Origin of the sequence: Bacillus sp. bc15 (assembly GCF_900142585.1) — a bacterium.
Classification (GTDB): domain Bacteria; phylum Bacillota; class Bacilli; order Bacillales; family Bacillaceae_G; genus Bacillus_A; species Bacillus_A cereus.
On sequence record NZ_FRBJ01000001.1, the window covers coordinates 1896574 to 1920878 of the forward strand.

Sequence of the window (24305 nt, forward strand, 5' to 3'; positions counted from 1 at the left end):
TCCTAATCTCTTAATAGTTGGTAATTAAGCCATATAGCTTTTTTCTCTGCAGATGCATTGTGGTATTCGAACTTTAACTCGGCATTAGCAGGTATAGGTTTTACAATAGAGAAATTAAATCCCTCCGGCACATCTTTTACATAAACCTCTTTAAACACTTGTTGGCCATTAATAAATAAATTCCAGTAGTCCGAATCACTGTAATGTGAAGCAGCAACAGAAAAAGCAATCATTTCTGTTTCGAATGGTAATGAAAACTTATCTATATGAATTTCATCATGAATACCAACCCTACGCCCTTGTATGAATGGCTCTGTTTTTGTCGGGAAGTAAGGCGCGTCGAATCTTCCACCAGCCATATAATTAATTGCAAAACTCATAAGTACGCCTCCTTATCTTAAAAAGTGCAATTCAAACCAAACAGTTTTATCAAGAATTCCTTGGTTATGGAATCGGAATACAATTGTATCTCCTGCTTTAACCGCTTTATAAACCATAAAATGCATCCCTTCTGGAAGACGCTTTGTATAAATATCTTGGCAAACAGTTTGTCCATTCACGATTAAATCCCATTTATCATCTAATTCGTAAATGGAAGAACTAACACTAATTGCGTAAATCTCCATGTCTGCAGGTAATATATATTTCACTTCATCCGTTTTATATGATGTGGAATCCATAATGAATCCAGGTACGAATGGTTCTGTTTTTGTTGGATGAAAAGGTGGATCTAATCGACCACCGGCTAAATAGGTTGTTTCAAACAAGAGCAATCACCCTTTTTCTTGTATTAAAAAATTCCCGTGCATCATTACGACACATCGGGAATTGTTAAATCAGATAGTATACCGTTACCTTTATTAAGAAGTCTCGGCTGCACACGCTCTAATTGCTTTTGTGCATTATATATTAATTGTATCTCCATTTCTTTTCCTGTTACTTTATGAGAGACAAGAACCTTTTCTAGCATGCTGTGTGCATTGAAAGCTAAATCATAGTGTAAATATTTATCTCCATCGACTGCAGATAAACGAGCACCGTCACGAATAAGCGTATATCCTTCGGTCATGCCTTCTTTAAATACGCCATTTGGATCATTACCAGGCATTGGTTTACCACCGGTATAAATTTGCCTATCAATTAATCCCTTCATCAAATACATGATTGGATCATATAAATTCTTTTGCATTATCATAGAATCACCCCTAGTTCACCCTAGTAACAGACCAAGTTTTTGCTGGACGTTGGATATAATAGTGATTTGCATCTTGATTTACCCGAGGAAATGATAAATCCGGTAAGGAACCATAATCAAACAAGATATTATTTTGCTTATCTAGTACTTGCAAACGTCCTGTAAGAATTCCTTTAGGGTTTCGCACTGCTTCAAATACGATAATATTCACGCCATATTCAAGCGGAATATCAACATACGTCGGATTGTTTCGGATGAAATAATTTTCTTCGATTAATTTATCATTACAGTAAATATTTAATAAATCGCCATCCTCTACATCCCAATCCCAAAGTTTTAAACGTAATGTATCTACATTTACTGTAATACCAGTAATATCTGTATATGGAGCTGGTTCATACCCATAGTTAACAGATAAATCTAAAGTTTGATAGAATCCATCATCAGCAGATATCATGGTATTAATTCCTTTAACAAAGTAGTTCCATTGTTGCCCAGAATCTCTATTGTAAACAGAAACCACATCGAATAATTGAATCCTTGGATCTCCAATGACCGCTACAGTTAATGTTCTGAACTTCTGGATTGCTTTTAAATGATAAGCTGCAGCAACCGCTCTTCTTGCAAAAAACGTTGTCGCCCAGGGAACTTCTATCATTTCCTCTCGTAAATCACCCTGCGATACATTTTTTAATAGAAACGAATTAAGAAATCCGTTTGCATAATCTCCACATTTAACAACAATGCTATTACTTATATCCTGGTCAGTTAGCTGCATATCTAAAGAGATAAGGTTTTCGCCTTCTCTAAAATTAAACTTTGCAGGCTCATTAATTGCATAGTCTGGCATTTTCATAAATGTACAACTTCCGTCTGGTTCGTGTTTAATATAATGGAATGTTGTATCTATGATATCGCGAACAATCTCATCCCATTTTTGAAATCTCTTCCCTGTTGCTCCTTCAATAATCCAGCTTTGATTTGTACCGGGAATGTTTACCCTACTTCCGTGTAATGTAACTCCTGCTTTTTCAAGGAAGAATTTCACTACATCATACACATTACCGGTAGGTGCAACAATTTCATCTGATCCCCGCGTTGGAATTACTGATTTTTGTAGAACCTTTTTATAAGATGTTGTGCAGGTAACTGATATTGTACCGCTTTCAGCATTCACCTTTATGTCAGATACAAAACCATGTATATACGGTAAAGCTTCTTCACCATAACCGATAGAAACCTTAAATTCAGTCTGCGGATATAGTTGGTTTGTGTTTGTTACTTCACTGTTGTAAAACCATTCTTGAATGGAAGAAAACTTACCATACCAGTTATCAGGTGCCATTTGCCCATATTCATTAGCAAAGGTAATAGAAAATGTACTTGCGAACTGATCTGCGTTCTCTTGCACTTCCAGGCTCATTACACGATGTTGTATTTGTACATAAGAAGAAGATTCTCTTTTTTTCATATAAACAATTAAATTAGGAGCATTATTCCCCACTTGGAAATAGCTCCCCAACATTCTGATTAAAGAAATAGATCCTTCTCTCACATTCCATCAACTCCAATACCTGCTTGTGACATAGATATTAATTTACACTTTGCTATTACTAGCGTTCCTTTACGTATTGCATCAACTTCATTAGGTGGAATAATACCACCATAGGTACCGTAATCACCTGTAATAATATGAGGGCGATATATTTCCCCCATGAACTCACGCCAATGGCTGATATCATTGAATAAAGCAGTAAATTCTACTTCACATCCTTTATTACCAGTACTTTGGTAACGAGGATATCCATGCATAACATTGTAATTTTTTAATCCGTTTAAGGATTTAGGCATTTTCGTTTGTTCAATCATTGCAATTGTAGGTATAGGTCCATATGCATGATAATAAACATCACGCAAATAGGCTACGTCAGAAGAACCGTAACCGATTGTTGTAAATTCAATTGTTTGTGGCCCTGCACCAACAAAAATTTCTCTTGCTTCCCAGGCATAAGCACCTCTTGCTCTAAATTTTTCAATACCATTTACTCGAACACTAAAGTATTTATCTGGTAACATACCATCAGAACCAATAGGAACTTGGGACATAAAAGAAAAATTATATGTCCCAGGCCATGAAAAATTAATAGTATATTTAATTGTACTTTTTAATTCTGTAGCATCCCATAAGAGATGATATGAACCAGCTCTTCTATGCAATGTTTTTAATATACTCATACATTCCGCACCGCCATTCCCATTAGATCATCAGCAACTACGTTTTGTAGTAATTTTCTCATTTTCACAAAATCCTCTGCAGTTTGCAATTTTTCAACAGCAACTTTGAATGTAGCATTTTGGATTGTAACACCTTTATCAGTTTTCTTTTCAACAGAAGATTGCCCAGCAAATGGATGTGCAGCTTTTCCAATCATATCAGCAGAATGTGCCCCCATTTGTCCAATTCGGGTAGATACATCCGTTACTAGTTGCATCGGTTTCGGTGGAACGACCGCTTTATTTAACAATCCAGAAGCCTTGTCCACAGCCGGGATCATTTTTTCCATCCCTACACCAAGACCTTCTGTAATATATCCGCCGTATTCCATCATGAGACGCGAAGGAGATTTTATACCAAAGAAACTTTTAACTGCTTTTGGTATTCCGTCTACAACGCCTTTAGCTTTATCAACAACCCAGCCAGCCATAGATGTCATACCTTTACCAATACCAGCAATAATATCTTTCCCCCAGCTTACAGCGTCGTTTGCTATCCCTTTCACTATAGAACCAACTTTACCGAATACATCCTTTACTGTATCAACAATGCCGTCAAACGCTCCGACGATAGCTTTTTTAATTGCTGCAAAGTTACTTACTATGAAATCTCTAATAGCACCAACAACACTAAATATTGTGTTTTTTATCTTATTAAAGTTATCCACCACAAAGTTAACAAATGTCCGAACAGCAACTATTATTGTTTCTTTAATAAAATTCCATGCGGTTACAATAATAGACTTTACGATATCCATTACAGTCGTAATTGTGTTTTTTATAAAATGAAATGCTGTAACCACAAAATTCTTTATAGTCTCTAATACAGTTATAAAAACTGTTTTAATTACATTCCAAATCGTAGAAATAACCGTCTTTATTCCATTCATTACAGTTGTAATTATGCTATGAATTGCTTGAAACACACTACTTACAACTGATTTTAAGAAGTTTAATACAGTCGTAAAAATTGCCTTTATTCCATTCCACACTGTAGAAATGACGGTTTTTATCCCATTCATCACAGTCGTAATTATGCTGCGAATTGCTTGAAATGCACCACTTATAAATGTTTTCAAAAAGTTTAGCACCGTCGTAAAAACTGTTTTTATAATATCCCAGCCAGTTTTAAAAATATTTTGCCATGTTTTAATAGCAGTAGAAATATAGCTTTTAATAAATTCTAAAGCAAACTTAACAACACTTTTTATTACGTTTAGCACTGTATTAAATATCGTTTTTATTAAATTCCAACCAATTTCAAATGTCTTTTTCCATATGTTGATATACATTGTAATTACAGTAGTAATTATTTTCCATGCCCCGCTAAGTATTTTATCTATAAACGATACCGCAGATTGGAATACTTTTTTTGTTCCTTCCCAAAAACTTGAGAAAAACTTTGACAAGCTATCCCATACTGACTTCGCAACTTTAACGATAGCATCCCAGGCTTTAGAACAAATATCACTGATCCATTGCACTGCCTGCTTTGTATATTTCACAATTGAATCCCAATTTTTATACAGCACATATACTAAACCAACCATTAAAAGTATTGCAATGCCCCATGGACTTAATACTAATGAAAACATTGATTTTCCAAGACCAGTCAATATCTGTGCGAACTCACTAAAAACTTTAATTAGTTTTAAGGCATCTTTAATAATCGCCGTAATTGCACCCGGTATTTGCATTAATGTTTTAACTATATTTACAAGGCCACCAATGATTTCACTCGCCTTAGATATAAGACTAGAAACAGATTTGATTAACTCAACCGTTTGCTTCAACGATGGTATTACTATATTGGAAATCTTCACGACTTGTTGAGCGATAGGTTGAATAGTTCCAGCCAAACTCTTTGCATCTTTTTCAGTTAACCCAAGCATATCCTGTAGTTTTTTTTGAGAACCTTCCACATCGGTAGCAAATTGTAAAGCTTTGCTATTGACTTGTTCTATAGGTTTTGTAACTTTATTTGAAATAGTGTCACCAAACGTTTGCATTTGCTTACTAATATTCCCAAGAGAATCTGCTGATTTTTGGATTTTTTCTTGCATTGTATTAGAGGCTTTTTGCACTCTCTCTTCAAACTTTTCTACACCTTTATATGCCTGATCCGCTTTGTTACCAATCTTCCCAAAAACATTGGTCGCCCCGTTACCAAATTTTTGAATTTGGCCATTTATTTGATTAAGTACTTCTGCTGGTTTTTGAAATTTTTCTTGTATGTTCTTAGAAGCCTTTTGTAAACTTTCCTCAAACTTTGCTAAATCCTTATAAGCTTCATCTGCTTTAATTCCAATTGTACCAAACAACTGGAATACTTCTGTAAACATTCACTCCCCCCTTTCTAACTAGGAAGTTTTTTATTCCTGATCGTCTTCAAACTGAAACTCTGCAATCAGCTTATTTGCATGGTCGATACATTCCTCTTTGGACCAAACTTCCATAGTCTCATTTTCTTCCCCATCCGACGTAGATTCCGTAAGTCCAAAAGCTTGCAAATAGTCCTGAAAAGTTGTTCCTTCTTCTAATTGCCTTGTTTGAAATCCGATAAAGGCCATCTTTTTCCATTCATTTAATTCTTCTTGCTGCTCTTCCTGACTAATAAAAGAAAATAAGTCCATTAAACGAGAATACGGTATGGATAAGACATAATCATCTGTCCATCCATACCGTTTTTGGACTTTATCAAAAGCCCTTAGCATATTTTGCTCTGTTTCTTCTATGTATTTATTAGAGTCATTTTCTACATTTCTTGTTTGTTCCACTTGAGACTTTGAGATTTGATTAGACCCTTTACCTGATTGAAAAAAGACATTAAATCTTCGCTTTCTAATAATCCTTCAATAACTGCTACCATGGCTTCTGGTGGTAATTGATCGAATTCTTCACGCTTAATCTGTAATAGACTAGAGAAAAATTCCGAAAACTCATCTTCACATTCCGGAATCATAGACAATAATTGAAAGACAAACTCTAAACCCTTTTCTTTTTTTTGTTTTTCAATTTCATTTAACTGTTCTTGTTGCTCTTCATTCATTTGGGCCAATTGAATTTTTTCATCAATTTCATTCTTTTCTTTCCCGAACTCCATAAAATCAGTCATTGCATGACGACCAACTTTAGAAATAATCTTAGTAAAACGCCAAACATCTTTTACATTTAAACGTCTCATCTTCATCTTCTGACCTGAAATTGTAATTTCTGTACTATTATGCATCATTTTTTCTAGCATTGTTGTCATATTCAATATCTCCTTTTATAACCTAAAAATAAAACCTACAACTTATTTACTTGTTGTAGGTAATTTAGGTGCTTTTTTCTTTGGTAAATAAATTTCATAAGGGGGTGTATTAGGCGAACTTTCACTATAATGACCAATAAATTTGCATTTAAGTCCTACAGTTCCTTTACCATCTTTTAAATCAATTTCTACAGAAGAAACTACCATTGCATTTCGGATAACAAAAATAACCGGAATATCACTTCCTGAAACTACACCTACTATTGCAATATCATTATAACTTGCGTCTTTAATTTCATTGGATGGTTTTACAATGTTATAATCATTATCAGTCGTACTATCTACATCTACGCCTGGTAGAGCTAACTCTAAATTCTCTTTCGTAAATTCTACTAGTGTAACCTCCATATGTGGTTCATCTTTTAATAGCCATTTTCCGTGAACTAGTTTTCCTAAAACACCATCAATATCAGCATCATAGTATTCTCTAGTAAACCCCACTTTACAGCCACCTGTAGTAGCTCCTAACATCTCACCTAGGTCTTTAACACTTTTAAAACCTTTATACATTACACCCGGTCCAATAACAAAATTATCAGTTGTACCCTCACGTACACCATTAATAAGCTTCCAACTCATTTTTTTCCCTCCTTAATATAATTCCATTCTTCCTACCCGTACAAGAAACTTAATACTAATATGAATAATTGATGGATCTTCATCTGGAACTGTAATACTGCCTGCTCGATGAATTGTAATAATACCAGAATCTCTTAACAATCCCGCTTCTCTGTCTAACAAATGTTCTATTCGACTTGAAATTACATCCGCTTTTTCATAATCACCTTGGCCACAATATATATCAAAAGTGAGGATCATACGATCAATTACCTCTATATCATCCGGATTATTAGATTCAATTCTCATTACCACATAAGGCATTTTCATATCATTTTGTGCAGTTTGAAATGTTAGAGCGGGCTCTCCTTCATATTTCGATAGATTACTTTGCACAATTGTATCTTTCTCAATAATATTTCTAATTGTTGCAATCGCTTTTGTCGTCATTGTTCTCCTCCCAATGTCCTTTTTAATTCCCCACGCTCTTTTTCAAACGTTTTTAAGAAAAAAGGTCGGGCTTCTATAGTACTTGTACCATTTTCGACATACACCGCTCTTTTTAATTGACTTCCAATCGTTCCTACTACTTCGTTATCTGTAATATGTAAGCCATATTTAATAGAATCTTGTAATTCTCCCGTTCTAGAAGCAAATGTCTCTCCTGGTTTTGAAGCAATATATGTGCGACTTGATCGTGGAATTTTATACTTCACACCATTGTGACTACCTGATACTGTTTGTTTCATTTCTCGTTGCAGTTGATTGCAAGCATTTATAATTCTTTCTACCATTATTTTATTAAGTTGTTCTTTAACCTGTTCTACATTACGTGTAACCATGAATTCTGATGTATTCGTCATTTTATTCCAACAACTCACAATACAATTCAATATGGTGATTTAAAAATGATGGATTTCTTGGTTCTCCTCTTACCTCAAATACATAATCATGAAAATAGATTACATCATTTGTATGGATGTTATGTTCTGCAGAAGTATAAATTTTAAAATTCGGCTCAAAATTTTGTTTATTTCTTTTTAACCTTTCATTATCTACCGCTGTGTGTGTTGTTACCCGACACTTCATTCTTTCATAAATAATGACAGGCTCTTCTTTAAAATTTCCTGCCGGCTGTTTTACCTTTTGATTCCTTTTCACAGTTACTTCATGTATATATAATTCTTCCATATCTAATGCTCACAGCCTATTCTTTCATTCATAATGCTATTAAAGGGTTTCTACTTCGGTATTTTTTTAATACTTTTAAAATCTTTTTATTAACAGTTTCTTCATCTAGCGATTCAATATTTATTTCATATGAATAATCTCCGATATTTGCTGATTTTTTCATATTTTCATATTGTAGATTTGTTCGAATTACCGCATAACACGTCATATCGATGATGCATTTTTTCATTAAAGTCAAAAGCCCATCATAATCTTGTATGGTATACTCAAATTCATATAATTGATTCTCACTTAAACCATATACAGTGCAACCATCAGAAAAAACTGAACTGGTAACTTCTTCTCCAGAACCAATATGGATTACCTTGATCAAATTTTCTGCTCGAAAAGAAAGCCAAGCCAATTTACTTGTTCTAACTTTCTCTTTCATTGGGTTACTTGGCTTACTTCTCAAATAGTTTTTAGTAATCAATTCATATTGACTAATGAGCTCCTGGATTACCGTATCGGGCATTCGTTGAACATTTACCCTGTTCTTTATGTCCTGTACAGTAATTTCCATCCTTCCACCTCTTTTACTTCTCTTTCTTTTTAACCTCTATACTATCTATTAACTTAAAATGTCCTGTACTTAGTAAATAGTTTGCTTTCTCATTTGCAACCTTTTCCTTTACTCCGTTAAAAAAAGTATAGCCATATGCAGTATATGTACCGCCTAATTTTAATTCTATAATCTTCATATGCAAATTACCTTACTTAATTTCCAAATTTATCAGGTATATTAGTAAGAATTGCTACTGCGTCCATTTCTTGAATAACTGCATCATCATCCAAATGAATAACATAGAAACGCTTATCTTCCATAACAGCAGATTTACCTTCTACAGTCTTACGAACTCGCGTGTCATACGTATTTACCGCAATAAAGTTTTTAGGATCTGCAAAAATAATTACATCATCTTGAATAGAAGGGACTGTGACAATCTCATACCCCAACGGCTTATTCACTTGATCCCCTGTACCTAATAACGCAGCATCGCCTAAGCCAGTTGAACGAGTTGTTAAATATTCAATCCACTTCTCTCTACGAGCAGGTGACATAATCCACTTTAAACCTTCATTTTTATATTTATTAGGCATCGCCTTAGATAAATTAAAGATTGAGTCTTTACTAAACCCAGCGCTAGCTTCAGCATCTCCCGTTCCCGTCACTAATTTAAAATGATCGACAATATGAGATTTGCTTGATTGTTTAATTTGTTTTAACCAGCCATCATTAATTTGAAGAAATGGATCCTCTGAAGTTACATCCCCATTCCAATGAAGGTCTTCAAGGTCAATACCTAACTGAGTTGACATTAATGTCATAACAGTATCTTCATATCCTTCACCTTCGATATTTTCTCGAAGTAGCTCCTCCGTAATCTCCCATGGTAAACGAATAGAAACTGTATCATATTCAACTTTCGACGTTTCTACACCCGCTCGATAGCCATCATCACTATTTTCCATTTTCCTACGTAAAATTCGACCACCGATTGCAATTTTATCTAATTCACCTTTTTTCGCTTTGCGAATCTCTTTACGATGCAATTGAGAAAATGGAGTTGCATCAAATACCATTCGGAAAAATTCTTTACTTTGTTCCGGATATAATAGCCCCGCTTTCATTCCTCCTGTTGTCATTGTACTCTTTTCAATTCGTTCAATACGTGCTAATAATTCTTTATTATTCATAGATTCATTTCTCCTTATCTTTATAGATCTAATCCTACCCATTTATTTACTGGTTTTCTCATCTCGTTTGTTGGTTTGGCATCAGCCCCAAGACTTTTACGAACTTGTGCTGATCGCTCAATTACTTCAAGTCTCTTTGAAATAGGGTCTATTACCTTCTGAATAAATTCACTTGTCTTTTTAGATTCTCTGTCATTTTCTAATTCATTAGTATCATGAGTTGATTCAAATTCTTTATTTAACTGTTCTTCCAACTCCTGTAATCTCTCAAGAAAAGGACCCATTTCTCTCTTTACAATGTCTGCAATTTCATCTGAATTTTGATCTGCATTTTTTTGTAACTTATTTTCTTTAATTTGGTTCATCAAAGAAATCATTTCATCAAATTTTTTATCGTTTTTCTTATATAAGATTTTTCCTACTTCATTTATGGAATTAATAGTAATATCTTCTGGCGAGAAATCTGTATCACCACCCTTCATTGTATTTAAAATGTCCTTCATTTCATCTAAGGTGGAAACCATCCGCTTAATATCTACATTTCCCTCCCAAATCCCAACATAAAATACATCTTCAAACAAATTAAATAGCTTTTGCATTTTAGAGTTTTGTTTACTATTTACTGACTGATTATCCATCTCCTGAGTTTGTTCCTCGTCATAATGTGACTTAAAAAAATTAAACATCTTACGAATTACACCTTTCTCATCTTGTGTAAACTCATCCATTTGTGGCATCTCCATTCTTTCTCCAACCCCTCCCATCGAAAAGCCTGTGATTTTCCCTTTTTTGATCTCTTTCCATGTTTCACTATCATCTACTCGAACAGTCATAAGCCATGTTCCTTTTTTAATATTTTGTTTCCCAACAACCGTATTATTCTTAGAAATCCAGCTTTCTACTACTGTTCCTTTTCCTGCCAACTCGTCATGGTTTTTATCTATGTATCTATATTTCTCTAAAAAATTATAAGCCGCTCTTTCAATTTCTTCAGCCGTCATGATATCACCATGTGCATCTTCTATATTTGGTTCATAAACAACCCCTGTTACAAGTTGTTTTTCATCTTCCCTCTTTAAAATAGGGACATTTTTCAAAACGTTAGAGCCATTCATGTTCATACCCTTCATAATTGCAAATGGCCTACCATTAGCCCCCTTTGTTACTAATGAAACATAACTAATTTCTACATTTTTCAATTCATTTGGCATAATATATTCCTACTTTCTAGCAAGACTACTAAATCGAATTTGAATCTTCATTTAAAAATTTATCTCCTTCTAGAACTGGTTCGTATCCAATAACTTTTCGGCATTCATTTCTTGTTAATATACTCTTTTCGTATCCATCTATTGCATATTGCATATCACTTGCTCGATCATCTGTATCAATTTCATTTAATTGAAACTGCCAGTCCAATTCCCCCAACGTTTCTGTAAACTCTTTAAATAATTGTGTATTTAATCGATGTTCTAAAATTTGTTGACCTGGTTCAATAATTGATCTTTTATACATTTCATTCATTTCTTTTGCTGTCGTCTGCCCAAGTGATCCTGTCATAGCCCAACCAATTCTATATGGTGGCACTCGATGAGCTACACAAATTTCCATAGCATTATCTTGGCGATATAAACGGAAGCTCGCTTCTTTGACATCAGGCCCTAATTTCTCTAAGCGAGCTTTTGCTCCTTCAGGGACAGGAACAACTGCTAACTTATGATGTTCTCCTTTTGTTTCGACAGAGAAAAATGTTTTTAATTCTCTTTCAACTGAATCATCTATTTCATCAACACCCTCAACAAACAAAACAGCATCTGGAATTGTTTTACCAGTGAAATAATTAATATTGTAATCTCTTACAGCTTGTGATCCTACAATGGAACCAATAGAACTCACATAATCCGGAATACCATAGTATGATGATCTAGAGCCAAATTTACGAATTACAATAACTTCACCAGCTTTTTCTTCAGTGTCTAATAACGAGTTTTCATTTAAGCTATCACTAATTGTTTCTCCATCTACTAACCTAAAATCATATGGATAACTAAATCGTTTAAACCATCTCTCCTCATTATTTACAATTTGCGCAAATCGAATCTTATCTTTATGCGCACGTACCGTATGTGCTGGAATATGGTGAAGCTGCGCTGGTTCCCCTTTCAAGTTACGAACAACCTCTATAATTCCCCAACCTACAGTTTCATAATCCTCCCAAACTGCCCTAAGTATTTCGCTACTTGTCATTTCATTGTTGCAATACCTCATAAAGCGCTTTAATTCTTTATATTGTTCTTGATTTGCCTCTGTCACTTCATCTAGCGGTGCAAAATCAAATCCCATACCAGCAATATCATTTACTTTTGCACTAATACATGCCGAGTGAATAGGGTTACTTTCTCTCAAATTTAATAATACTTGCATATCATATGGAGGCTTTACTAGTTCTTTATCACCGTACACTTGTGCAAATGGATCAATTGCCATTTGTTTACTTTGAAGTTCCTCATTACGTAAAGTCATCTCACGATTTTGTAATTTAAGTACTTTCACATTCTTAATTGCTTTCTTCTCAACCATAAAATTTATGCCTCCTTTCATATACAAATCATTTATTCAATGTTTTTCATAAAAACTTTACCAATATAAAAAAGCTGAACATTACATGTTCAGCTAAACCCTTTTTATTTTTCCACCCATTATTTTTTTTTGCTTAGTAAAAAAGTATTCTAAGGCTTGTGACGTTGTATCTACTTGATCATTATGCTTACCAGATGGGAAAGAAGCTAATTCATCTACATAATCATATACCCAAGATTGTATTTTAGGATTAGGTATATATACATTTCCAGATTGAAATTCAGGGGATATTGCCTCAGCACGTGTTTCTTTTGAACCCTGTGGATTTATAGGGATAATTCCACTTATTTCATTCTTCAATGAACTAATAATGGCAGGGCCATTTGCTTTTTTTTCAACTAATTTCGGAATGGACTTTTTAAAACCAGAATTCCGAAGGATCGACTCATATTTATGATGAAAAACAACAAATGCTTTCTTTGTTTCTAGGAAATTCATTTGCGCCCTCACTTGATCAATTAAATATTTGTCTCCATCTATTTTTCCCCAAATCTGTCCAACCACAAATGAACTTTTATTTGTAGTATTATCAAAAGCCATATCCCAGGAAGTAATAATTTGATCAAATTGTTCCCAATTTGGTAACACATCATAATATTGAAACCAGTTCCTTTTAAAAATATTCCCTATATCACTTGATGGTTTTTGTTGCCATAAAGATAACCAAGAGCGTGCAGAGGAAAACTTCTTTTTATCTTCATAATAATTTTGGCCATAGTGTTCAACCCATAAGCCTCTTCCTATTTCTCTGTTTAATGGATCATCCCTTGACTCTGCTATAGCAGGAATTGATAACACAGTCCATTTCTCCTGTTCTTTCTCTAACAATCTACCAGCTAAATCGTCCTCATGCCATCGCGTCAAAATTAGAATTACCTTTGCACCTTTTTGCAAACGTGTAGATAAAGTGTCTTCCCATTCATCCCATAGTCTATTTCGGTATGTAATTGATTCGGCCTCTTGGCGATTTTTAATAGGGTCATCAATAATTAATAAATCTGCTCCTTCCCCTGTAATCGAACCACCAACTCCTACAGACAACATTCCACCAGAGTGGTTATGTAGTGCCCAATCTGTTACGGAACCTTGTCGCTCATCAATTCTAATATTAAATATTTCTTTACCAAACTCTTCAATCTTAGCACGATTTCTTCTACCAAACTTTTCAGCTAAACTTGATGCATAAGATACCTCTATAACTCTCTTATTTGGATATTTTCCTAAATACCAACTTGGCAATGTTTCTGTTATAGACTGTGATTTTGAATGCCTAGGTGGCATAAACACCATTAATCTATTAGTCGATAATTTCTCTTCAATTAAATCTTGGCAAATCTTTGTTATTAATTTTGTGTGCTTTGCATGTTTATAGAATCCCTTATGTGTATACTGAACATAGAAAGGGGTAGTTCACTTTTGCCAATTCCTTAAATGTATTTTCATCTATTAACTTATGCACATTCATCCGTGTCATGATTGTAATTCTCCTCCTTGAACTTTCTCAAATAATTTCATAGCTAAATCAAGCATTTCCTCATCACACCCAATTTTCATAGCCATTTTATTATGCTCTACTTTCATTTCTCCTGAATGATTTACGTTTGCTTGCAATTGATCTTTTCTTCCCCATTTAGTTGGGAATTTTCTTTCTAATCTCCATGCTGCGGCTTTCCAATTAGATTTTGCATGCTCCCCAATTGTCTCAACGTCTCTAGCTTCACTAAATGCTAATGCCTGATCAATTTCCATGACTAACTTCACATAAATCTTATCTTTTCTCGGTATTACTTCACCTGTCTTTTCACTCGTTTCAATTGCTCTACGCCCTTGTTTTAACCAAACATAAACTATACTTCTACTAATTCCAACTAACGCACATGCGGTTTCAATATAATTCCCTACTTTAATATATTGGGTCAACCTATTTATCAGCTCATCATTCAATTTCATTGGTCGCGCCACTAGCATTCCCTCCCGTTTTAACTCATCATTTGTACTTCTTTTTCTAAACACTCAATACATATTGTTGTTATATTGTCGTCAACTACCTCACGAATTAACATTTGTTCACAATACTGAATTGTGATTGGAAATTTCAAAACCCACAAACATTTTTCAAGACAAATTGAACATATTGGCATTGTATCTATATCTTGTTCTAACATCTAATCGCATCCTTCTGTAGTTTTTCATGTACTACTGCCTATTTTGTAGTAAATAAAAAGATGCCGTCACTTTTAAAATCTCTCATTTAATTTATAGATATCCTTTGGATCACTCTTTCTTTTTGCTAGTATCCATTCTTCATTTTTTATATTTCATTTAAACTTATTTTATTACTCTCTATTTATAGGTGGCACTATGGTGACAAGAATGTATTTGTAAATGAAAAAAAGCCTTAACTACTTTCGCAGAAAAGACTTTTTCTTACTTGTTTAGCAATTTTTATTTCAGATCTATATAGAATCGTTTTAATTGTGCTTCTTGAAACATTCAAATATTTAGCAATTTTCTCTTGTGTAATGCCTCTTCCTCTTGACATGATATATATTTCTCTTTCATATTTTGTCAAAGTAGAGAGCGCATCTTCTAGTTTTATTCTTTCCCATTCTGAAATGACACTTTCTTTGTTTTCATCATCCCATTCATATGTTGTATCAGTACTACGAAAATACCTTTGCATTAACAAGGAATCACATGATTTTTCTCGTTGATAAGCAGCTCTACGTTCTATTCCCCTGCGATTACCCGGCATCTTTGCATTCTTCATCCACTCCAAAGCATATGTGACATCACTAATCATACTTGTTAATATTTTAATCTCTTCTTCTTTTGCACTTATTTTTGCACTCTCTAGCTTACATAACGTTTCTTTATATTGGATAATTAAATCTCGCATATACCATTCCCACCCTTATAACAAAGCAAAATTGTTAAAAATAGAGACCATCTAAATCTACATTTAATTTCCATTTATTTTTTCTCATCAAAAACTAAAATTATTTTAAAAAAATCTTCCTTAATACTATTTATCATTGCTACTTTGTACTTATATGATATATGTATATAACGATTCATTTTTATCTCTTTTTCATCATTTTTTTACATAAAAATAACCACCTGTTTGTTTACACAGGTGGTTATAATCCATATTAAAAACTTATTTATGATTAATAATCTTAACACTCCTCAACCTCAATCCCTAATGCATATGCATAGTTGTAAAAAGCAGTATTTCTTTTTCTATAATAATCTCCCTCGGATAAATTCAACTCTTTCATAACCTCATATCTATTAACTCGATTCTTTAACAAATATTTTTGAATAATTATTCTATCACTTTCAATATCTAGCTTTTCTAACCCTTTGTTCATCGCAATAATATAATTGACCCGCTCTTCTTTCGCATTTTCTTTTAATATATTTTCTTTCGAGAGTACCGTTTCATTAAGATAATTACACTTCATAAATAATCTGTATTTCTTTATAGCTTTCAGTACATTTTCTTTAGTAGCTTCTTTATTTAATACTGGTAATTCTATATTTAACATGTTAAGCCCCTTTCTTATCATTTATCCTTAATCATAATTTGAATTTCACATATCAAAATCATTACAATGATTTGCTATTAAGGCTTATATCCCTCATGTATTATTTCATACATTGTATTGCTAACATTTATTTTCTTATCCTTATAATTTTTGATTAATTTTATTAACTCATCACTATTTAATTCGTACAATTGTTTATCCTCATATTTGTAAATTCCATTTTCAATAAGTTGATTAATTAAAAATAACTTCATCTTGCTGCACCACCATATCTTCAACGAAAAATTGAATCTCTATATCTTTTGAATTATAATAACAAATTGCGCCCCCATTAATCGGAACACATCCTACTACAATTTGAGATTCACTTCCACTTTTTACAATAGCCACTTTATACAATTTATTATCTCTTTCAACTACATCACCAAGTCTAAACTCATTTATTTTACGCCCTTTAGTAGCGAATAATTTTGCCCGTTCAAATAATAATTTTTCACTTTTTTCAGCTTTCCTAATTTTTAATTTCGTACTCTTTTCAAAATGACCATAATTATTAGAGAACTCCTCTCCATTAATCCAGAACCAACTACCATGCTTTATTTCTTTTTCATTTTCTTTACAATATTCAGCGATGAATTTTTCACTTTTTTCATTTTCAATATACAATAGTTCTCCTTTTCGAATTGTTTCTCTACAATCTATAAATTCATTCTCAAAAAAGAAATTAATTTGTTGATAGCTTTCTTTTTTACCTAAATAATCAGCAATCACTCTTTCACCTTCTATCTTCCAACACATCGGTGTCTCTTGTACTGTTGTAATCCAATTTGTTTTCATTCGTTTAATTGCTTCAAATCCTTTATATGTTCTCATTTTCAAGATGCCTCCATTTAATTATTTAAAACATATAGAATAAACTTAAAAACTGCTTTCAATGTACATATGTGGAATTTCTGATTAAATGCTCTTTCCATTCCTCATATTCTTTCTTAACTTCCGAATCACTTCACTTACTCGCTAATTAAAAGAACCAATTCATACAGTACAAATTTCTTGAACAATATGTTTTCATCTGCATCTATATTTCCTACACAATATATATTCTTTTCCTAAAAAGGTAATTTTCTCTTACGCTTATCTCTTGTTTTTTTAAATTCTATGTGTCGATATGTATTAAACATACGAGATGTAACTCTTTCATCGTACGCTTTTATAATTGCCTCACCTGTTAAATTCGTTGTGATAATTGTTTTTTTCCCTTGTCGTCCATCAAATAGTTTAAATAACACACGATTTACAAATGCTGTTGCTTTTAGATCATTAATATCCATATCCCCTAGCTCTGCTCCTAGATCATCGATGACTAATAAGTCCATAGAAATTAGCATATTTGTTATGCTATGCTCTGTTTCACAAGATTGCGTATTAAATGTCGAACGTATGTAATCAAAGAGTTCTGAACTTGTAACATACATAACTTTATCCGAACTTTGTTCATTCATTTCATGTGCTATAGAGTATGCAATATGACTTTTTCCGGCTCCAACTTTCCCCACAAGAATCAAATTAAATCGAATATCATTTAAATAGTCTGTAAGAGCCTTTTTAGCTAAAATTAAATTCTTTTCATCCTCTTCACATTCTGATATAAATGTCGAAAATCTAGCTAATTTAATAGTTTCATCTTTAATAAGACTATGATCGTAAAATATACTTTTACGTTTTCTTTCCTCTTTCTCATAACGAAAAACATTCATTTCTTTTTCTAACCTTCTATTTTCTTCTTCTAAACGACATACTGGACAAATCGTTTCACCCTGAATCTCCATCAATCTTACAATTCGCTTCCTCTCCTGATTACATATCACACATGTTTCAGAAAGGAAGTTCATTTTCTTCGAAAGACTTTGTACTATATCTGTTACATTTGTTAAAGCCATTTGATTTCACCATCTTTCTCTGCTGCAAATATCCCTCAAATTTAGTTCCAAATAAGGTTTCTGGTCTTAAATATTTTGCCTGTTCTGTATAAAGCCATTCTTTCGCCTTCGTCTCAATAACTTCTTTGAATTCATTTATATTAAATCCCTCTTGTAGTCTAGATTTAATTAACATTTGTGTCTTTTTAGTTGAAATACGATAACTTGTATTACATACACTGTTGAGATAATTAATTATCTCTACTATATCTTTTTGAGTGGTATTCTCTGAGTTAATCTTTTGTGTAGTCTCTGGTATTGGTTGAGACATATTATCATTTTCCATCATGACAATATGTTCTTTTCGTTGAGACAATTTGTAACAATCGTTATCTATTTCTAATTCAACTAGTCTGTCATAATTTATTGAATACCATTTTGTTTTATCAAACTTTAATTTGTTATAGTTACCACTTATCAATAAATTAAACTCTTCTAGATTTTTAACAATACGTTTCAACGTTCTTTCATTCCAAAACGGGAATTGTTTATGCCAATTTGAAATGCTATTATAGACCCAATAACGATCATCATAATAATGTTTCGAGCGCTTGAGCCAATAATGTATTTGTTGAAGAAAAATTGCCTCGTTCAATCCAATCTTACTTGCTAATCGAGGTAATACTAATAATGGCTCATCCTGTATAAGCAAACTACTCATTTTATCTTCCTCCAGATTTTTTTCTTAAAATCAACATATTAAACTTCTTAAATATTAAAGGTTTTATTCTCCAAAACCTTTAAATTTCCCAACCTATTAATACTTTTATAGCTTGATTAGCTTGCTTCCTTGTAAGATCACTCAGTGATTGAATTTTAAGTTTTACTTTTAATTTATTTTTGATTTCCTCTTTTGAAATTACTCCATCATATTTCAATGCTATTATATGAATTTTGGCATAAATCATTTTTAACTGTTTATTCGAAAGTTTTTCTGATTCGAAACAACTAGTATTTCTAAATTCTTTATTCTCATTAGTACTCTTGCTGACATATCCTTGTTTTTTTGTCACTCTAAAAACCATGATTAATCCTCCTTACAATAGGATTTCCTATAAAATTTGTTTTTTTAAGACGATAGTCTTTCTTTTCTTACACCACATTCTCTGTTAGCCAATTTAATAAAAATGCCTTCGTTTCTTTATCTAAAAAATACCATTTCCTGTCCATTTTAAATTTTTGTAAACGCTGATCAAAATAGAATTCTTTTTGAATAGTAATCCTCGACATGCACGTTCTTTTTTAAAATTCCCTTGTATCCCAAAATAAAAATTCTGCACCCACTTCTTTAAGCTTTTCTTCTAATTTTTCTAAATATAATCTTTTGATCACTCTTTCACCTACTTGAATATTTAGCATTCTATATTTCATCTATATTTTTATATACCAAATACACTTTAGCGTTTCATTTTTAGATTTCTTTCCTTCTTTTCTAAGTAAAAACTATATATAAAGTACCTTTAATAGTAGGATTATTAGATATTTTGTTTAAAATACCTCAAAAACATCCTATAATCCATATATAAATACGTGCATTTTTGTCACAAATTATTTAAAAAAAGATCAGGGAATAATTCTTCTATAGATTTCTCTAAATAGCACGATAACATATGTGCCTCTTTCAGAGTGAATTCACTTTTATTATGTTCTTTTGCCCAATATGTACGTGGAGAAACATTAAGAAAATCAGCAACTTCTTCAATAGTTTTTCTCTTTAATTTTCTTTCTAAAAATATCACCTTGTGCATTTTTGTCACCTCTTTTCAAATTCAAATATAGTACTACGTGACAAAACAGTCAAGAATTTTTTTACCAAATCACGAAGAAAGTTGCATTTTTGTCACACCAATTATATAATCAATCAAGACGGAGGTGACAAAAAGTCATGAAATCATTCGGTTTAAAATTATCTCAATTGATGAAGAAAAATAATATGACAGACGAGCAATTAGCTGAATTATTATCTGTTAGTAGAACTACTGTTTTGCGGTGGAGAAATGGTGAAAGAAGCCCTAAAATGTCAAAAATATCTCAAATCGCTAAGATATTAAATGTCTCTGCAACTTACTTTATTGATGAAAATGAGTCCTATTGTCCTGAAGATCACGCAATTACCAAACGAAATATTCCCATTTATGGTACAATCGCAGCTGGTAAACCAATTGAAGCTATAGAAAATGTAATTGGGGATATACAGGTACCTGATATCATTTTAGATAAATATGGATTTGAAAAACTATTAGCACTTCGTATAAACGGAGACAGTATGAATAGAATTGTACATGATGGACATATAGCTGTACTTGAGAGGACAACAAATATAAATAATGGCGACATAGCCGCTGTACTCATCAACGGATATGACGCCACTTTAAAAAGAATTTACAAAACCAATAATAGAATTATCCTAGAACCAGATTCTTTTAATCCTAGTATACATCCATTAATGTTTGATTGTACAGATATAGAAAATTGTCCAGAAATAAAAGTAGTTGGAAAATACATTTGGAGTTGTGCACCAATTCAATAATATTTCATCAATGAATTAAGTTATTTTTTAATAAATTTTTAAAGTAAGGGGGCTTTCTCCCCTTCTTTTTTATAGCAGGAATTTATCTTGTCTAGTTTCAAGAAATCTTGATTTTTTTGTGAGCGTTTTGTGGGTGAATTACTCTTCTTTCAAATAAAAGTGTTTTACCCACAACATAAAAAAACTCAGCACGTTTTGTGTCAGGAATTTGAACTTCTTATTATAGAGACATATACTGCCCGCTTTCGCCTCTTAAACGTTCAATCATACTTGGTACTTCTTCAAAATCTATACTTGATTGCTTTTTCTTGCTCAATACAAAATACCTTTCTTACAAATTAATACAATAATCTAATATTAACATGGTGCAGTTTTAGGGGTAAGTTATCAGAAGACATATGAAGTAAGCACCTTACAAATTATAATAAATTGAATCTTAGTAAAACAAAAAGAGATGTCTTAGTAGTATACCTAGGACATCCTCTTCATTTTATAATATCTAGATTCTATACATCCCTAACAATTAAATTTTTATTCTACCTAAAACATCGTATTATCATTAGCTGCTTCATTTGGAATCTCTTGAATTACATCCCAGTGATCGACAATCTTTCCATCCTTGTTACGAAATATATCGACTATAGCAACTTCTCTTATCTTGAGAATTAGTACGAGAATGTACATGAAGAGCAACTGTATCCCCTTCAGCTACTACACGTTTAATCTCTGCAGAGGAATTAGGTTTTTTAACAAAATACTCCTTAAAGAAATCCATGAAGGCTTTTTGTCCATAAGCAACAAAAGGATTATGTTGCTTATACTCTTCACCTACATATTTTTAGTAAACAACTCATAGTTGAATTTAATATATCTAATTCCTTTTATTATCAGAATAAGCCTTTACAACAACTATTTATTATTTTTCATTTCATTAATTCTATAATTTCTTTAATACACTTACCATTATCCATTGTTATATCTAATTTCTATTTAAATTTAATTATTGTTAGGTAGTTTCTACGGTATGATATTATCACACAATTAGTTATACATATAAAAAAGGTTTCCTTCCTTATAACAGGAAACCTTTTACGTGTTATTAACCTACAAACCTAAAATTTCAACAATCTGACGGGCCTTAGCATTATCTATATAATAATGCATCTCTAACCCTCTTCTTTCTGAGCGGAGTACGGTTCCCCTCAATTTTGATAAATGTTGTGAAACAGTGGATTGTGGAAGTCTCAATATCTCCGTTAACTGTGTAACATTGCATATTTTATGGTGCATTAATTCATTTACAATTTGTAATCGAACAGGATGTGCCATTACTTTTAATACATCTACATCGTCTTCATGGATTTCAGCTAGATTTCTTTCAGATATTAATGTTATCATTTCGCATTCTCCTTTATTATTAATTTCTATTTTCCTTTTATCCTTATAATTAATACTTATAGCTAATTACCATTTGTCCTGTTGAGAAAATATATTCTCTTTTTAAAACAAAAAGGACACCAATTCATAAAAACGTTTTTTACTGCTTTAATGAATTGATGCCCTCTAATTTTTTGACCAGAATATATCTTGTTTTAAAGGATATTTTCAATTCCTTTTTCTCAAATCTAGTAAAAAATTTGTATTTTCTTTAAAATCCATATTAAGAATATTCTTCAAATCCTGAAAGCATAAGTTTGCGGCAAACTTATGCTTCCTATCACATTCCACACCAATCAGGATAATTAACACTATCAATGTAGTACTAACTATCTTAATTGAATATTAGTAATAGTGAGTCTAAATATTATCAATTCACTTTATATTACATGTATGTAAAAATAATGACATGATAAGCTTTTTCAAATTTTTCTCCTGATAAAGATTTGAAATTAGCATTTCAATACTCTCCTTACTGTTAATATGCCTGGAAAAAGAACCCTATAGGGTTCTTTTTCTCTTCATTCCCAAAAATCCCATAAAAAAAGAAGAGGGATATCTCCCCTCTTCACCAATAAAATCGAACATACTTACAATTAAGGAAGGGCATACATTCATCAAGAGACGAAATGAACAATAATAGTTCACCTAGTGAATTATAACATAAACCCAATTCCATTAATAGTTAATATTAACATTTATGGAATAATTGTTACATAATTGTTAAGTATCTTAATATTAAAAGGCTTTATATATATGTAAATTGAAAGTGGATAGTGTAAGAATAAAATTTAAGGGGGATATACCATGTTTAACAAAAAACAAATATTCGTAACAACGGTAACAACTTTAACACTAGGATGTGGATTTACATTCGGATTAACACCGGCCTTTGCAGATTCTAACAAGATTTCCGCCAACAATATTCCTATTCATTCTATTCAGAACCAAGAACAAGAACCTTTTACTGGATATGTCATTTCAGTAGAGAACAATTATTTGGTAGTTGCAGCTACGTCTACAAAAGATGAAGCTCTTGCTTATCAACATGATTGGTGGGATCTAGTTTCTCAAAATAAGATTTTAAGAGTTCCTGTTTCAGATGGTGAAAACTACACATTAGGTGAGAAATTAAATGTATATGCAGCTGCATGGACTAAATCTCTACCACCAATAGCTGTTATGCCTACAATTGAAAAAGTATTTCAGTAGGTAATATTTCCAATAATTAAGTTATCCCATAAAAAAGAGTCGAATAACGACTCTTTTTTATTCTTTTTTACCTTTCTCTGGATTCCTTACGTTCTCATACCCCTAATATTTAATAACATGCTTCTTTCTCACTAGCTAACGCAATTTTCATCTTAGGAATTATTAACCATATTACTTATTTGAATCCTTATCATAATTGTGAACTACCCGCCACTTAACGTCCTAACGGACTGTTTGAAGTGGGGGCTTCTCGGTTAGTCGTTACTTTTGGTAGCTAACGAATTCGTCCTAAGACAGCCGAGCTAACTCCCTTGTTCCAAGGGTTATTTTATTGCTATCTATGCTAACACCAATAGGCGTATTGCTTCATTTTTGATATTGATAGCTGCGTTATAATCTCTATCGATATTTACACCGCATATACAAGAATAAACTCGCTCAGACAATAACATACTTTTCACATTTCCACAACTGCTACATGTTTTTGTGGAAGGAAACCATTTGTCTATTTTCACAAGCTGTTTGCCTTGTTCATTTAGTTTATAAGCTAAGAAAGAAGTGAACATACCCCAAGCATTATCAGCAACGCTTTTTCCAAAATGAAGTGCTTGCGATATTCCCTTCATATTTAGATCTTCAATAGCTACAACATCAAAATGAGTAGCTAACTCTTTAGACTTATGATGAA

The 24305-nt window shown here is 32.4% G+C and carries 32 protein-coding genes and 1 pseudogene; 2 read left to right on the forward strand and 31 right to left on the reverse strand.

Going from position 1 to position 24305, the window contains the following annotated elements; genetic code table 11:
- Window positions 1-2: 2 nt before the first annotated feature.
- The 28 genes from BUA87_RS09595 to BUA87_RS09730 all read right to left on the reverse strand — a co-directional run bounded on the left by BUA87_RS09595 (window position 3) and on the right by BUA87_RS09730 (window position 20186).
- On the reverse strand, window positions 3-380 hold the full coding sequence (locus tag BUA87_RS09595; RefSeq protein WP_050845297.1) for a hypothetical protein: 378 nt from the start codon (window positions 378-380) through the stop codon (window positions 3-5).
- Window positions 381-392: 12 nt separating this feature from the next.
- Window positions 393-767, reverse strand: coding sequence for a hypothetical protein (locus BUA87_RS09600; protein ID WP_050845295.1), 375 nt, complete (start codon window positions 765-767; stop codon window positions 393-395).
- 44 nt (window positions 768-811) lie between these two features.
- Window positions 812-1195: a hypothetical protein gene (locus tag BUA87_RS09605; protein WP_071714942.1), complete on the reverse strand. Its 384-nt coding sequence runs from the start codon at window positions 1193-1195 to the stop codon at window positions 812-814.
- 10 nt (window positions 1196-1205) lie between these two features.
- Entirely contained in the window at window positions 1206-2750 is a 1545-nt protein-coding gene (locus tag BUA87_RS09610; protein WP_072939462.1) for a hypothetical protein, read from the reverse strand.
- Window positions 2747-3430, reverse strand: coding sequence for a hypothetical protein (locus tag BUA87_RS09615; protein WP_072939464.1), 684 nt, complete (start codon window positions 3428-3430; stop codon window positions 2747-2749). Before BUA87_RS09615 ends, BUA87_RS09610 begins: the two co-directional genes overlap by 4 nt.
- Window positions 3427-5811, reverse strand: coding sequence for a phage tail protein (locus tag BUA87_RS09620; protein WP_071714939.1), 2385 nt, complete (start codon window positions 5809-5811; stop codon window positions 3427-3429). The genes BUA87_RS09615 and BUA87_RS09620 overlap by 4 nt, the downstream gene beginning before the upstream one ends.
- Window positions 5812-5841: 30 nt before the next feature.
- Window positions 5842-6183, reverse strand: coding sequence for a hypothetical protein (locus tag BUA87_RS09625; protein ID WP_002094261.1), 342 nt, complete (start codon window positions 6181-6183; stop codon window positions 5842-5844).
- Between the two features lie 41 nt (window positions 6184-6224).
- Complete coding sequence (locus BUA87_RS09630) at window positions 6225-6722, reverse strand: hypothetical protein (protein WP_000210326.1); 498 nt, start codon at window positions 6720-6722, stop codon at window positions 6225-6227.
- A 42-nt stretch (window positions 6723-6764) separates the two neighbouring features.
- Window positions 6765-7361 (reverse strand): hypothetical protein, encoded by a 597-nt coding sequence (locus BUA87_RS09635; protein WP_071714936.1) that lies wholly within the window; start codon window positions 7359-7361, stop codon window positions 6765-6767.
- Between the two features lie 12 nt (window positions 7362-7373).
- Window positions 7374-7790: a hypothetical protein gene (locus BUA87_RS09640; protein ID WP_017657986.1), complete on the reverse strand. Its 417-nt coding sequence runs from the start codon at window positions 7788-7790 to the stop codon at window positions 7374-7376.
- Window positions 7787-8203, reverse strand: a complete 417-nt coding sequence (locus BUA87_RS09645) for an HK97-gp10 family putative phage morphogenesis protein (RefSeq protein ID WP_072939542.1) — start codon at window positions 8201-8203, stop codon at window positions 7787-7789. Before BUA87_RS09645 ends, BUA87_RS09640 begins: the two co-directional genes overlap by 4 nt.
- 1 nt (window position 8204) lies before the next feature.
- Window positions 8205-8531 (reverse strand): hypothetical protein, encoded by a 327-nt coding sequence (locus BUA87_RS09650; RefSeq protein WP_000392019.1) that lies wholly within the window; start codon window positions 8529-8531, stop codon window positions 8205-8207.
- A gap of 28 nt (window positions 8532-8559) precedes the next feature.
- A complete protein-coding gene (locus BUA87_RS09655) occupies window positions 8560-9093 on the reverse strand; it encodes a hypothetical protein (RefSeq protein ID WP_000406978.1) in 534 nt (177 codons plus the stop codon).
- Between the two features lie 13 nt (window positions 9094-9106).
- On the reverse strand, window positions 9107-9271 hold the full coding sequence (locus BUA87_RS09660) for a YqbF domain-containing protein (RefSeq protein WP_000691127.1): 165 nt from the start codon (window positions 9269-9271) through the stop codon (window positions 9107-9109).
- A gap of 16 nt (window positions 9272-9287) precedes the next feature.
- On the reverse strand, window positions 9288-10268 hold the full coding sequence (locus BUA87_RS09665; RefSeq protein WP_001060156.1) for a phage major capsid family protein: 981 nt from the start codon (window positions 10266-10268) through the stop codon (window positions 9288-9290).
- 20 nt (window positions 10269-10288) lie between these two features.
- Window positions 10289-11479 carry an XkdF-like putative serine protease domain-containing protein gene (locus BUA87_RS09670; protein WP_071731721.1) on the reverse strand — a complete coding sequence of 397 codons (1191 nt, stop codon included), beginning with the start codon at window positions 11477-11479 and terminating at the stop codon, window positions 10289-10291.
- A 28-nt stretch (window positions 11480-11507) separates the two neighbouring features.
- Window positions 11508-12848, reverse strand: a complete 1341-nt coding sequence (locus BUA87_RS09675) for a phage portal protein (RefSeq protein WP_071714934.1) — start codon at window positions 12846-12848, stop codon at window positions 11508-11510.
- A 93-nt stretch (window positions 12849-12941) separates the two neighbouring features.
- A complete protein-coding gene (terL, locus tag BUA87_RS09680) occupies window positions 12942-14189 on the reverse strand; it encodes a phage terminase large subunit (protein WP_002094259.1) in 1248 nt (415 codons plus the stop codon).
- Window positions 14190-14378: 189 nt separating this feature from the next.
- Window positions 14379-14870 carry a hypothetical protein gene (locus BUA87_RS09685; protein WP_081367285.1) on the reverse strand — a complete coding sequence of 164 codons (492 nt, stop codon included), beginning with the start codon at window positions 14868-14870 and terminating at the stop codon, window positions 14379-14381.
- A 17-nt stretch (window positions 14871-14887) separates the two neighbouring features.
- Complete coding sequence (locus tag BUA87_RS09690) at window positions 14888-15073, reverse strand: hypothetical protein (protein ID WP_000892960.1); 186 nt, start codon at window positions 15071-15073, stop codon at window positions 14888-14890.
- Window positions 15074-15306: 233 nt separating this feature from the next.
- On the reverse strand, window positions 15307-15807 hold the full coding sequence (locus BUA87_RS09695) for a sigma-70 family RNA polymerase sigma factor (RefSeq protein ID WP_071714932.1): 501 nt from the start codon (window positions 15805-15807) through the stop codon (window positions 15307-15309).
- Window positions 15808-16087: 280 nt separating this feature from the next.
- Window positions 16088-16459 carry an ArpU family phage packaging/lysis transcriptional regulator gene (locus BUA87_RS09700; protein WP_000931950.1) on the reverse strand — a complete coding sequence of 124 codons (372 nt, stop codon included), beginning with the start codon at window positions 16457-16459 and terminating at the stop codon, window positions 16088-16090.
- A 77-nt stretch (window positions 16460-16536) separates the two neighbouring features.
- Window positions 16537-16713, reverse strand: coding sequence for a Fur-regulated basic protein FbpA (locus BUA87_RS09705; protein WP_016513552.1), 177 nt, complete (start codon window positions 16711-16713; stop codon window positions 16537-16539).
- Window positions 16694-17332, reverse strand: a complete 639-nt coding sequence (locus BUA87_RS09710) for a hypothetical protein (protein WP_071714931.1) — start codon at window positions 17330-17332, stop codon at window positions 16694-16696. The genes BUA87_RS09705 and BUA87_RS09710 overlap by 20 nt, the downstream gene beginning before the upstream one ends.
- A gap of 236 nt (window positions 17333-17568) precedes the next feature.
- On the reverse strand, window positions 17569-18399 hold the full coding sequence (locus BUA87_RS09715) for an ATP-binding protein (RefSeq protein ID WP_071714930.1): 831 nt from the start codon (window positions 18397-18399) through the stop codon (window positions 17569-17571).
- Window positions 18335-19099: a conserved phage C-terminal domain-containing protein gene (locus tag BUA87_RS09720; RefSeq protein ID WP_072939467.1), complete on the reverse strand. Its 765-nt coding sequence runs from the start codon at window positions 19097-19099 to the stop codon at window positions 18335-18337. The genes BUA87_RS09715 and BUA87_RS09720 overlap by 65 nt, the downstream gene beginning before the upstream one ends.
- Window positions 19100-19178: 79 nt before the next feature.
- On the reverse strand, window positions 19179-19463 hold the full coding sequence (locus tag BUA87_RS09725) for a hypothetical protein (RefSeq protein ID WP_016513556.1): 285 nt from the start codon (window positions 19461-19463) through the stop codon (window positions 19179-19181).
- Between the two features lie 516 nt (window positions 19464-19979).
- Window positions 19980-20186, reverse strand: coding sequence for a helix-turn-helix transcriptional regulator (locus tag BUA87_RS09730; RefSeq protein ID WP_025117876.1), 207 nt, complete (start codon window positions 20184-20186; stop codon window positions 19980-19982).
- 137 nt (window positions 20187-20323) lie between these two features.
- Between BUA87_RS09730 and BUA87_RS09735 the strand changes: the two genes are divergently transcribed.
- Window positions 20324-20968: a LexA family protein gene (locus tag BUA87_RS09735; protein ID WP_000834513.1), complete on the forward strand. Its 645-nt coding sequence runs from the start codon at window positions 20324-20326 to the stop codon at window positions 20966-20968.
- A 540-nt stretch (window positions 20969-21508) separates the two neighbouring features.
- Here BUA87_RS09735 and BUA87_RS09740 read toward each other — a convergent pair.
- A pseudogene (locus BUA87_RS09740) lies at window positions 21509-21896 on the reverse strand (ester cyclase); the annotation flags it as partial.
- Between the two features lie 176 nt (window positions 21897-22072).
- Window positions 22073-22366: an ArsR/SmtB family transcription factor gene (locus BUA87_RS09745; RefSeq protein ID WP_000631352.1), complete on the reverse strand. Its 294-nt coding sequence runs from the start codon at window positions 22364-22366 to the stop codon at window positions 22073-22075.
- A gap of 846 nt (window positions 22367-23212) precedes the next feature.
- Here BUA87_RS09745 and BUA87_RS09750 point away from each other — a divergent pair.
- On the forward strand, window positions 23213-23617 hold the full coding sequence (locus BUA87_RS09750) for a DUF3221 domain-containing protein (protein ID WP_072939469.1): 405 nt from the start codon (window positions 23213-23215) through the stop codon (window positions 23615-23617).
- A 338-nt stretch (window positions 23618-23955) separates the two neighbouring features.
- Here the strand turns inward: BUA87_RS09750 and BUA87_RS09755 are convergent.
- On the reverse strand, window positions 23956-24305 hold a 350-nt coding region (locus BUA87_RS09755), incomplete at its 5' end, for an RNA-guided endonuclease InsQ/TnpB family protein (RefSeq protein ID WP_142953277.1).